Raw genomic sequence first — 11610 nt, 5'->3', positions numbered from 1 at the left:
ATAAACAAAAAGCCTCCGCGGCTGCGGAGGTTTTATGTAAGACAGGATAATTACTTCTTTTCCTTGAGAAGGTCTCTGATCTCTGTGAGAAGAACTTCTTCCTTCGGAGGCTCTGCGGGCTTCTCCTCTTCCTTCTTCTTGCCAAGGTTCATGAGCTTGTTTACTGCCTTTACCATAAGGAAAATGCAGAATGCCATGATGAGGAAGTTGATGATAGCTGTTACGAAGTGACCCCAGTTGAGGTACTGACCTGTGTCGCCGAGCTTGATCTTTCCTGCAACTTCAGCACCGCCGATACAAGCGATAAGGGGGTTGATGAAATCCTCAGTGAGAGCGGTAACGATATTACCGAAAGCAGCACCGATGATGACACCGACAGCCATGTCCATTACATTGCCCTTGAGTGCGAATTCCTTGAATTCCTGTAAAAACTTCTTCATTTTTTACAACATCTCCTTAATATGAAAATTATGATTTATTAAATTTCCGGCAAGCCGGGAATTTCCACCTGTTTCTTGGTCTTCTTCGCCTTCATCGACTCGGGAAGCTCTATGGCATCGATCTCGTCATTGTAGGTCTTTGGTTTTTTCGGCATAGCCTCAACAGCGTGATCCGCCTGAGCCATGATAGCTTCTGTATGCTCATTCACATTGGCTTCCAGATCGTCTGCATTGGCTTTATCAGCCTTGTTCATGATGTTCCACGCCCTGCTCTTTTCGTGAACGCGGAGATCACCGGCGTCCACTTCCTTGGTGGGGCGCATATAGTCGATATGCTTTTCCTGCTTCTTGGCTTCAAGCATATCGGGGTCGGCAACGCCTGCCGATCTCATATAGAACTTATTGAACTTTGCAGGCTCGTTCTTTCTGAGCTTGCTTGCGTCCACAAGGGGCGTATCGTTCATATAGGCGTCCTTTTTCTTCTCGAAGCGCTTCATGCCGTCGATCTCGTTGCCTCGCTTGCCGAAGAAATCGTCTGCGGAGTCCACCTCTGCGTGCTCGGTCGCCTTGCCGCCGTCAAAGAACTCCCAGAAATCATCGGGGACCTCTACCTTCTCCTTATCCTCGGGGGGAGGGGGAGGAGGAACGGGCTTCAGGGGCTTCAACTGTGCACCGGGCATACCTGCCATCTGTCCCATGGGAGCGCCCTCGGGCTTATCGCCGTTCTGGGGCTGACCGTACATCACAGGCTGACCGTAGACGGGCATACCGTTCTGATCGTAGCCCACTATCTGGGGCTGACCGTACATCACGGGCTGTCCGTAGATCGGCATACCATTGGGATCATAGCCTATTATCTGGGGCTGTCCGTACATCACGGGCTGTCCATAAATGGGCATACCGTTCTGGTCGTAGCCCACTATCTGGGGCTGACCATACATCATGGGCTGTCCGTACATGGGCATACCGTTCATCTGCTGAGAGCCGTTCTGTGGGGGGATACCCTGCATACCGCCCTGCGGAGACATACCGTTCATCATGGGCTGCTGAGGGGGAATGCCCTGCATACCTCCCTGTGGGGGCATACCGTTCATCATGCCCTGCTGTGGAGGGATACCCTGCATACCGCCCTGTGTCGGCATACCGTTCATCATGCCCTGCTGAGGGGGGATACCCTGCATACCGCCCTGTGGAGGCATACCGTTCATCATGCCCTGCTGAGGAGGGATACCCTGCATACCGCCCTGTGGGGGCATACCGTTCATCATGCCCTGCTGAGGAGGCCGCCCCTGCATACCGCCCTGTGGTGGCAGCGGGTTCATCAGTCCCTGACGGGGCATAGTATTCATGCTGTTATGGGGGCGCATAACGCCCTGATTATTGATCTGAGCCTGTCTTACAGCCTGTGACTGCTCGGGAAGAGTAACTCTGCCCGTATCCAGCTTGGGGATAAAAGGCTCGTCGAAGCTGCTGAAATCAAATTCCTCGTCTGAGTCGTTCAGCTCATCGGCGGTGTACAGATCGGAAGAAGATTCTCTTGAAGGGGTGTCACTGATGGTAAAGGTTCCGCTTCCGAAGGTATAGCCTCCCGAAGCAGGATCTTCTTCAGAATGATAGCCGCCCATATCGACCTGTTCAATATTGATATCCTGCGGATCCTCAAGATTGACGCCGCATTTCACGCAGAATCTGAAACCCGCTTCGTTGTCAGTTCCGCATCGGGGACATTTCATAGAAATCACTCCTTAAAGTGAAAACACAGGAAAAACAAACGAAAAAACGAAACAGGACGGTCACATAAAATAGCCGTCCGAAGCAAGCTGTGCCCATATTTTCACAATATACATTATAGCATTAATTTAATTCTTTTTCAAGTGTCTGAACAAAAGATTGTGCAATACAGCTTTAAAATATACCTGCTTTTTGTACAGATTACCACTATATGACGGATTTATCGGGATTTAGGCTTTATATATAGCCTTCTGCCCGTTGTATACGAGGGGAAACTATTTGTAAAAACAGCACAATTCTGGTTGATCTATGGCGGTCTGTATACAGCATTTTTACAAACATGACCGCAGACCTCTATATTTTCCGAGAGAAATATGATATAATACCCTTTAGACGCATTTTATATGGTCTGATATATTTTACAGTTCCGATATTCGTAGAAAAAGAGAGATAAAAAGAACAAAAGTTAACGGAGTTTTCAGGACTCCCTATTTCAGCTGCACGGCAGCGGATTGGAGCAGACATATGTCAAAACAGAAGATCAGCAAGGAAAAAAGCATCAGACGCGCCAAGACCATGACGGAAGTTGTCATCAGCCTTGTACTCGTCGGAACCTGTGGTTTCTTTGTAAAAAACACCTTTTCAAATATGCGCGATGTGGAGGCATCACCCTATTTCGACCAGACCGATATAGAGGTGACAACTCCCACAGATACCACGGTCCCCGACCCCAACCAGACTATTTATGAATCATCTCAGGTGGATACTACGGACAAGTTCAGGGGAGACCTGGTACTTGTAAACGAAGATCACCAGTACTTCGGCGGCGATGAGGACCTTGTCAGCATCACCGATATGAACTATGAGAACGAGGTAAGCTGCTATACTGCCGTTGACTCTACCTATACCATTCTCAGACAGGTCTATGAGCCTATGACAGAGATGATACAGGACTTCTATGATAAGTATAACAACGATACCCTCATAATATACGGCTCATACAGAACTACCGAATTCCAGCAGCAGCTCTATGAGGAAGATCTGGCTCAGACAGGGGACGGAGAGTCCACAAGAGTGGCCAAGCCCGGCTTCAGCGAGCACGAAACAGGTCTCGCATTCGACTTCACCGAGTCCGTGAACCATGATTATGACGGCACAGGCGACTTTGAGTGGATCAACAAGAACTGCTACAAGTATGGCTTCGTCGTGCGCTATACCGAGGAAAAGCAGAGGCTCACAAAAATACAGAACGAGCCCTGGCACTTCCGCTATGTGGGTATCCCCCATGCTTACTACATGACCACCAACAACCTCTGTCTTGAGGAATATATAGACCTTGTCCGCGAGCACCCCTATGACAAGGATCACCTTGAGTTCTCCTATGACGGAAATGACTATGAGGTCTACTTTGTAGCCTCCGATGACGGCGCCGAAAAGACCACAGTCCCTGTTCCCACAGGCACAAGGTATGAAATCTCGGGCAACAACGTGGACGGCTTCATCGTTACCGTATACAAGGGTCAGAAGCCCGTTGTTGAGGAGGCTCCCACCAAATCCTTCGACGACGAGAGCACCGATGCTGAGGAAAGCAGCACCGAAGATACAGAAGCCTCCGAAGACAGCTCCGATGAAAGCAGCGGCGGCGAGGACTACTGATACCCCATAATAATCACTATTGCCCGTGAGCGGTCTTATGACTGTTCACGGGTATGTTTTTTTGCGGAAGAAAAATACAAAATCGTTAGTAATTACTAACCAAAATTGAGATTTCAACGCATTAAGGGCGAAAAACAGCCATTAAATTTCTTTGTAAAAAACTTGACATTTAGGACAGGGTGTGATATAATGCTTTATGTCAAAGGTTCAAGAGAACTTATAGGGAGTTACTTTGAACGCTTGACGTAATTATCAGGAGGGATTTAACCATGAAAAAAGTATTATGTTTATCAACCGTTCTCCTTTGCCTCTCAGCAGGCCTCTTCGGCTGCGGCGACAAGAAGGAGGCAAAATCCAAGAATGACGAGACCACCACAGCCGTAACAACTTCCGCAGATACTACCGCAGAGAAAAAGTCCGAGGGAGACGCCGACGTTTCCGATTACCTGGGCAAGTGGGAGTGCAAGGAAATGATAATGGACGGCGAAAAGATGGACAATTTCTATGGTCTGGACGCTTTCGCACTCTATCAGATCGAGCTTCTTGACGATAATTCAGGCAATTTCTTCTCAGCCCTTGAATTCAAGGAGTCTCAGGAGTACACAAAGATCAACTGGGAGCTTTCTGACGATGGTACTGTAACACTTACCGGCGGCGATTTTGATGACGAGGATCCTCTGACTATGAAGCTGGAGGACGGCAAGCTGGTAATGGATCTGAGTGAAGCAGGTACAGAGTTCATCACATACCTTGAGAAGGTGGACGAGTTCACCGAGATCCCCGAGGACGAGGAGATGTCGATCGACTTCTCTGCCGGGGGCGACGCAGAGTTTGAGTCCGACGGCTCAGACCCTGAGGCTGATACTACAGACGCAGAGTAATTTCCTTTAATAGAAAAGTGTGTTCGGGAAAAACGGCGGATCATCCGCCGTTTTTTTCTGCCCTCGGGAGCAAGGGCGGGAAAAGTAATTTTTTTGCTTCTGTGATTGACATTGAATACTGTAAGTGATATAATAAATTATATATGTATATTTGCGGCTGTATGCCGTATATGATATAGAGTTGAGAGTTGAGAGTTGAGAGTTGAGAGTTATTCTGCTGTTATGTGGGTAAAGCAAATACATTCATTCTCAATTCTACATCCTCCATTCTCAATATAATAACAGTTTGGAGATAAAGAATTGATAAAAACAGTTAATGGTTTGAAGATAAACTACGAGGAAAAGGGCGAGGGCGACCTCATCGTCCTGCTTCACGGCTGGGGAAGCAATATCACCCTGTTCGCCAATATGATAGAGCTCCTGTCGAAGAAGTACAAGGTCGTGGCTATGGATATGCCCGGCTTCGGAAAGAGCGAGGAGCCGAAAGAGGTCTGGGACGTAAGCTCCTATGTACAGTTCGTCATCGACTTTCTCAGGGACTATGACACCAGGGAGGTAATGCTCCTGGGTCACAGCTTCGGCGGACGTGTTATCATAAAAATGCACAGCCGCGATGACCTGCCCTTCAAGGTAACAAAGGTCATCCTTGTGGACAGTGCAGGCATCATGCCGCCAAAGTCCAACAAAAAGAGCTGGCGCACACGCTATTACAAGCTGGGCAGGACTGTCCTTTCATGGGGCATAGTTAAGAAGATATTCCCCGACGCGCTGGAGAACTTCCGCAAGAAGATGGGCAGCGCAGACTACGCCGCAGCTTCACCTATGATGAGACAGGTCATGGTAAAGGTGGTCAACGAGGACTTAGAGCCCTATCTGCCCAATATCAAGGCTCCCACTCTGCTTGTGTGGGGCGTCAACGATACAGCGACTCCCCTCTCCGACGGCGAGAAAATGGAGAAGCTCATTCCCGATGCAGGTCTTGTAAAGCTGGAAAATGCAGGACACTATTCCTTCCTGGAGCAGCAGTTCACCTTTAACCGCGTGATGTGCAGCTTTATGAAGATAGAAGAATGATTTTAATTCGTAATGCGTAATACGTAATTGAGGTGTCCGCTCGCGCGGACGGATCGAAATATTTCTGATTCATCGCCGTAAGGCGATACCATTAATTACGAATTACGAATTACGCATTTTAAGGAGATGTTTATGAATATAGTTTTATTTGTGATATATGCGGTCATTGCGCTGGGAGCCACAGTATTCCTGGGACTGAGAGAGTTCCATATGCTCCAGCTCAACGGCTACAAGACTCCCGAGCATTCACGCTGGATGAAGAAGAACGCAAGGCGCTATATACTGCCTGCGGTGCTGTTCGTGGTGCAGTTCGCACTGCTCTTCCTTCACGGCGGCGCGGCTGTGGCACTTATAATAGTGCTGAGCCTTTTCAATATCATCATCGGACTGCTCAACAAGCCGGGCAAGAAATTCAAGAAGCCTCTGGTTTATACAGCCCGAATGAAGCGCATGATGGTTACATTCTGTATCCTCGTTGCCGTTTATTACGTCATAGCTGTCCTTAAAGGCGAAACTACGGTATATATATGCCGTATATGGAATGAAGCTCATACGGAATTCACCTACGATTCCATGGAAAAGCGCTGGTTCGCAAACGGACTTCCCTATATTCTTGCAGGCTCTGCACTGTATGTGACGCCCCTGCTTGTCCCCCTTTCAAACCTTATCAACAAGCCCGTTGAAAAGGCAGTACAGAACTGGTATATCAACGACGCAAAGCGCATACTCTCCGAGTGTCCCACACTTCACAAGGTGGGTATCACAGGAAGCTACGGCAAGACCAGCATGAAGTTCTACCTTGACGAGCTGCTCAACTCACAGTACAACACACTGAAAACTCCCGAGAGCTTCAATACTCCCATGGGCGTTACAATAACTATCCGCCGCGACTTAAAGCCCACGCATGAATACTTCATCTGCGAAATGGGCGCAAGACGAGTTCACGAGATAAAGGAGCTCTGCGGCATCGCAGACCCACACGACGGTATCATCACCTCCGTTGGTCCTCAGCACCTTGAGACCTTCGGCTCTATCGACAATGTGCTCAATACCAAGTTCGAGCTTGCCGACCACGTTAAGGCTAAGGGCGGAAAGATATACCTCAACGGCGACAACGAGCTTATCCGCAAAAAGGCTCCCGAGTACCCCAATGCGGTGCTCTACGGTCTGAACGAGGGCAACCACTACCGCGCCACTGATATTTCTGTTTCCGACAGGGGTACGGAGTTCACGGTAACTGCTCCCGACGGCGAGACACAGCGCTTCTCCATGAAGCTCCTCGGCGAGCACAACGTACAGAACGTTCTCGGTGCTATCGCCTACGCTCACGGTACGGGCATCTCCCTTGAAAAGCTGACTCTCCCCGTCAAGCGTATCGCCGCAGTTCCCCACAGATTACAGCTTCTCGACAAGGGCGGTAATATGACCTTTATCGACGACGCATACAACTCAAACCCCAGCGGCTGCCGCGCAGCCCTGAACGTCCTCGGTCTCTTCGACGCCTGCCGCATACTGGTAACTCCCGGTATGGTAGAGCTGGGCGCAAAGCAGGAGGAGCTCAACTTTGAGTTCGGACAGGAAGCTGCCAAAGCCTGCGACCACATAGTTCTTGTGGGCAAGGCTCAGACAGTTCCGATATACAACGGTATCAAGGACGCAGGCTATGATATGGACAACGTATTCGTGGCAGACAGCCTCGGCGAGGCTCTGGACCATGTAAGGGCATATCAGACCGACAAGAAGAAGATAGTTCTTCTTGAAAACGACCTGCCCGACAACTATTGATCAATGCATAATTATGAATGCATAATTCATAATTATGGTGTCGCCTTACGGCGAGAAATCAAATATATGAGCGAAGCGAATACAATTAATTATGCATTATGAATTATGAATTATGCATTAAATAAAAGGAGTAATTACAATGAAGATCAATCTTGCAGTTCTTTTCGGCGGAAGAAGCGTTGAGCACGAGGTCTCTGTTATCTCGGCAGTCCAGGCTATGGCAAGCATAGACAAGGAAAAATACAACATCATACCCGTTTATATGACCAAAAAGAGCGAGTTCTGGACAGGCGAAAAGCTCATGGATATAAACAATTTCAAGGATATTCCTGCGCTTCTGAAGGAATGTACAGAGTGCGTTTTCGTAAGGAGCGAGGGCAAGGTACAGCTCATACGCCAGAAGATGAAGAAGTTCGGCTCAAACCTCATTTCCGATATAGATGTGGCTTTCCCCATAGTTCACGGTACAAATGTTGAGGACGGCGCTCTTCAGGGCTACCTCCAGACACTTGACCTGCCCTATGTGGGCTGCGATGTTCTGGCTTCGGCTGTGGGCATGGATAAGTTCGTAATGAAGATACTCCTCAAGGACGCCGGCTTCCCCGTTCTGGACTGCTGCCGCTTCTCCTCATACGAGATAAACGAAATGGACAGAATGGTTGAGGAGGTCGAGAGGAAGTTCGGCTATCCCGTTATCGTAAAGCCTATCAATCTCGGCTCCAGCGTCGGTATCTCAAAGGGCAAGGACAGAGACAGCCTTATCAGATCCATCGAGGAGGCATTCGAGTTCGCTGACCGTATCCTGGTCGAGCCCTGCGTGGTACAGCTCAAGGAGATAAACTGCTCCGTTGTGGGCGACAGCGAGTCCGCAGAGGCTTCCGTATGTGAGGAGCCTGTTCAGGCAAGCGGCGACGATATCCTCAGCTACGACCAGAAATACGTCGGCGGCGGCAAGGGCGGCAGCAAGGGCATGGCTACCCTCAAGAGAAAGATCCCCGCAGATATAACTCCCGAGCAGGACGAATTCATCAGAAAGACAGCAGTTAACGCCTTCCGCTATCTGGGTCTCAACGGCGTTACCCGCATCGACTTCATGATAGATATGGCTACAGACAAGATATACATAAACGAGATAAACACTATCCCCGGCTCTCTTGCATTCTACCTCTGGGAGCCCAAGGGTGTGAAGTACAAGGAGCTCCTTGAGAGACTTATCCAGCTTTCGCTCAAGCGCTACAGACAGGGCGAGAAGATAAGCTATACCTTCGATACAAATATCCTCTCAATGGGCGGAAGCTTCGGATCTAAGGGCAGCAAACGCTGATGAGCCTTACCGAAGAATTGAAGCTGCAATGAGGTAAAAAAATGAAAATATCACTGCTCCCCAGAGCTGAGCTGAATTATCTGTCCATAGAAGAAGAAAATGCACTTGCAGAAAAAAATAAAAAAACATTGGGCATGGTTATAAATTGTATTTATGCCTTTGCTTTGATAGCTGCAATAGCATCGTTCTTTATTTTCCTTCCCGGTTTTATACTCTTCATCGGCGTAGTATTCGCAGCCGCAGCCTTTGATCCCCGGGTAAGCGTGAATGTGGGATCGAATATAACAGGATACAGAACAATAAGCGACAGGGGCGGAAAAAAGCTTATTCCGCTGATCACAGGCGGAGCTGTAATTGCAGCAGGATCTTTTTTCGGACTGGCTGCTCACTATAGGCTCAATACAGCGAAGCTTGCGATAGTATATGCAGTTATTGCTGTGATCACCGCTTTCCTGATCTTTGGCATATTTCCTATTATCAAGGCTGCTGCTGCATCGGGCAGACGCCGCAGGTGCACTGTGCCTGCACAGGCAGTTTTCCTTTCCGCAGACAGCATTGAAGCTGAAGGCAGCAGCGACAGTGCCCCCATAGTTGCAGGCTGCTTTTACTCATATTATTATATGGGTGACGGCTACAAGTTCTATGTCAGCACCAAGGAAGCCGTAAAGATCGACTACAAGGGTCAGTTCAACATCATGATAGACCCCGGGCACCCTGACAAATTCTATAATGAAAGGCTTATGGGAGCAGCTCTCGGGAAATCAATTAAAAATGCAGTTCTTCTGCTTCTTGCGGCAGGTGCTTTTGCGGCATTGATGGTTTTAGCCTGGAAAAACGAGACAAGACGCCAGAAGGAACTTCTTCAGCCCCATGCATGGACTGAAGAAGATATTGCCAACAACTGGTGGCTCATTAACATAATAAATACAAGGAGGGTTTGAAAAATGACCGAAAAAGAAAAACAGCAATCAGGAGAGCTCTATAACGCCGGCGACAGAGAGCTTTTCAATGACAGGATCAAAGCTAAGAAGCTCTGCGGCGAATACAATGCCGTTGAGTGCAATGATTTCCAGAAGCGCGAGAGGATACTGGACAGGCTCCTCGCTCTCAGGGGTCAGAAAACCGTTATCGAGCCCAATTTCTTCTGCGATTACGGCTATAATATCATTGTCGGAGACAATTTCTACGCAAATCACAACCTTGTTATCCTTGACTGCGCTGAAGTGACCTTCGGGGACAATGTCTTTATCGGTCCCAACTGCGGTTTCTATGCCGCAGAACACCCTGTTGACGCAAATCTCAGAAATCAGGGACTTGAGTCCGCAAAGCCCATAAGCATTGGAAACAGCGTATGGATCGGCGGCGGAGTCAATGTCATAGGCGGTGTAACTATCGGTGATAATGTTGTCATCGGTGCAGGCAGCGTGGTCACGGAGAATATCCCCTCCAATTGTGTGGCAGCAGGAAATCCCTGCCGTGTGGTAAAGACGCTGGAGCCCCTTGCAGCTTCACCGGCACAGGCTCCCGAGGAGCCAAAGGCTGCCGCTCCCGAAAACAGAGGCATGAACAGCAGTCTCAGACCCGCTGAGCCTCCCCGCAGAAAGCGCGTAGAGCTCACAAGAGTTGACGAGCCCATGAACCACGGCGGTTTCCCTGACAGAAGAAAATAATGATGAAAGAAGGCTGATCCATGAATACCCTGCACTTCAAATATGCAGTAGAGATCGAAAAGACACGCTCTATAACTCAGGCTGCCGAAAATCTTTATATGGCTCAGCCCAACCTGAGCAAGGCGATAAAGGAGCTTGAGAGCAATCTTGGCATAACCATTTTCCGACGCACCTCCAAGGGCGTTATCCCCACAGACCAGGGTCTCAAATTCCTTGAATACGCCAAGCAGATACTCATTCAGATAGACAATATGGAGGCGATACACTCTCCCGACAAGCCGAAAAACAGCCGTCTCCGCATATCAGTGCCGAGAACGGGCTATATCTCAAAGGCTTTTTCGGACTACATCGCTTCACTGAATACTCCCGAGGATATGGAGATATTCTTCTGTGAGACCAATTCTCTCAGAACTATCGAGAACGTCCGCGAAAACGGCTATGATTTCGGCGTTATCCGCTATAATATCGCCCACGAGAAATACTTCGCCGACTTTCTCTCCGAAAAGAACCTGGACAGCAAGCTCCTGTGGGAGTTCAGTATGCTGGCGGTAATGTCTGCGGAGCACCCTGCCGCAGAGGCTGAGTCTCTCACCTACGCGGACCTGTCCTGCAACTACACCGAGCTTGGTCAGGGTGATGACGCCGTTCCCTATGTTTCGGGAGCCGTGGAGAAGCTCTATGCCGCAAACCGTCCTGCTGACGTCCCCGTCAGAAAGGTGTGTATGTACGACCGCGGAAGCGCTCTTGACTTCCTGCTGACCGTGCCGCAGGCGTATATGCTGGACTCTCCCATGCCGGCGGAGCTTTGCAGAAAGTACGGTCTGGTGCAGAGAAAATGCTCCTTCCCCGACAACAATTTCAAGGACATGATAATCTACGCCTCGGGGCACAAGCTCTCGGACAACGAGCTGAAGCTGGTGAACAGGCTCTACGAGGTAAGGAACGAAAGTGCCTTTGCGGAGTATAAGTAAGGCATATATTATCAGGAATGCGATTATTCCGATAACGAATAGCACATCTTCCTGTATAACAGAGAATACAGAGGCGGC

10 protein-coding genes are annotated in these 11610 nt (G+C 49.0%); 8 read left to right on the top strand and 2 right to left on the bottom strand.

Annotated features, from left to right (window positions below; genetic code table 11):
- Positions 1-50 precede the first annotated feature (50 nt).
- On the bottom strand, positions 51-440 hold the full coding sequence (mscL, locus tag T488_RS0115795; RefSeq protein ID WP_028521648.1) for a large conductance mechanosensitive channel protein MscL: 390 nt from the start codon (positions 438-440) through the stop codon (positions 51-53).
- Between the two features lie 38 nt (positions 441-478).
- Positions 479-2173 carry a DUF7577 domain-containing protein gene (locus T488_RS19050; protein ID WP_051536524.1) on the bottom strand — a complete coding sequence of 565 codons (1695 nt, stop codon included), beginning with the start codon at positions 2171-2173 and terminating at the stop codon, positions 479-481.
- 523 nt (positions 2174-2696) lie between these two features.
- Between T488_RS19050 and T488_RS0115785 the strand changes: the two genes are divergently transcribed.
- The 8 genes from T488_RS0115785 to T488_RS0115750 all read left to right on the top strand — a co-directional run bounded on the left by T488_RS0115785 (position 2697) and on the right by T488_RS0115750 (position 11532).
- Entirely contained in the window at positions 2697-3827 is a 1131-nt protein-coding gene (locus T488_RS0115785) for a D-Ala-D-Ala carboxypeptidase VanY (RefSeq protein WP_028521647.1), read from the top strand.
- Positions 3828-4096: 269 nt separating this feature from the next.
- Complete coding sequence (locus T488_RS0115780) at positions 4097-4708, top strand: hypothetical protein (protein WP_028521646.1); 612 nt, start codon at positions 4097-4099, stop codon at positions 4706-4708.
- Positions 4709-5008: 300 nt separating this feature from the next.
- Positions 5009-5782 carry an alpha/beta fold hydrolase gene (locus T488_RS0115775; RefSeq protein WP_028521645.1) on the top strand — a complete coding sequence of 258 codons (774 nt, stop codon included), beginning with the start codon at positions 5009-5011 and terminating at the stop codon, positions 5780-5782.
- A gap of 132 nt (positions 5783-5914) precedes the next feature.
- Complete coding sequence (locus T488_RS0115770; protein ID WP_028521644.1) at positions 5915-7567, top strand: Mur ligase family protein; 1653 nt, start codon at positions 5915-5917, stop codon at positions 7565-7567.
- A 139-nt stretch (positions 7568-7706) separates the two neighbouring features.
- Positions 7707-8891, top strand: coding sequence for a D-alanine--D-alanine ligase family protein (locus T488_RS0115765; protein WP_028521643.1), 1185 nt, complete (start codon positions 7707-7709; stop codon positions 8889-8891).
- 41 nt (positions 8892-8932) lie between these two features.
- Positions 8933-9832 (top strand): hypothetical protein, encoded by a 900-nt coding sequence (locus tag T488_RS0115760; RefSeq protein WP_028521642.1) that lies wholly within the window; start codon positions 8933-8935, stop codon positions 9830-9832.
- Positions 9833-9835: 3 nt separating this feature from the next.
- Positions 9836-10561: a maltose acetyltransferase domain-containing protein gene (locus T488_RS18325; RefSeq protein WP_082320564.1), complete on the top strand. Its 726-nt coding sequence runs from the start codon at positions 9836-9838 to the stop codon at positions 10559-10561.
- Between the two features lie 20 nt (positions 10562-10581).
- Positions 10582-11532, top strand: coding sequence for a LysR family transcriptional regulator (locus T488_RS0115750; RefSeq protein ID WP_028521641.1), 951 nt, complete (start codon positions 10582-10584; stop codon positions 11530-11532).
- Positions 11533-11610 lie beyond the last annotated feature (78 nt).

The organism is Ruminococcus flavefaciens ND2009, from assembly GCF_000621785.1.
Taxonomy (GTDB): domain Bacteria; phylum Bacillota; class Clostridia; order Oscillospirales; family Ruminococcaceae; genus Ruminococcus; species Ruminococcus flavefaciens_C.
Note: the sequence above shows the minus strand (reverse complement) of the source record. Positions and strands in the feature narration are given on the sequence as shown.

Coding starts and splice junctions, on each gene's coding strand:
- mscL (WP_028521648.1), bottom strand. CDS start 440: ATGAAGAAGTTTTTACAGGAATTCAAGGAATTCGCACTCAAGGGCAAT.
- T488_RS19050 (WP_051536524.1), bottom strand. CDS start 2,173: ATGAAATGTCCCCGATGCGGAACTGACAACGAAGCGGGTTTCAGATTC.
- T488_RS0115785 (WP_028521647.1), top strand. CDS start 2,697: ATGTCAAAACAGAAGATCAGCAAGGAAAAAAGCATCAGACGCGCCAAG.
- T488_RS0115780 (WP_028521646.1), top strand. CDS start 4,097: ATGAAAAAAGTATTATGTTTATCAACCGTTCTCCTTTGCCTCTCAGCA.
- T488_RS0115770 (WP_028521644.1), top strand. CDS start 5,915: ATGAATATAGTTTTATTTGTGATATATGCGGTCATTGCGCTGGGAGCC.
- T488_RS0115765 (WP_028521643.1), top strand. CDS start 7,707: ATGAAGATCAATCTTGCAGTTCTTTTCGGCGGAAGAAGCGTTGAGCAC.
- T488_RS0115760 (WP_028521642.1), top strand. CDS start 8,933: ATGAAAATATCACTGCTCCCCAGAGCTGAGCTGAATTATCTGTCCATA.
- T488_RS18325 (WP_082320564.1), top strand. CDS start 9,836: ATGACCGAAAAAGAAAAACAGCAATCAGGAGAGCTCTATAACGCCGGC.
- T488_RS0115750 (WP_028521641.1), top strand. CDS start 10,582: ATGAATACCCTGCACTTCAAATATGCAGTAGAGATCGAAAAGACACGC.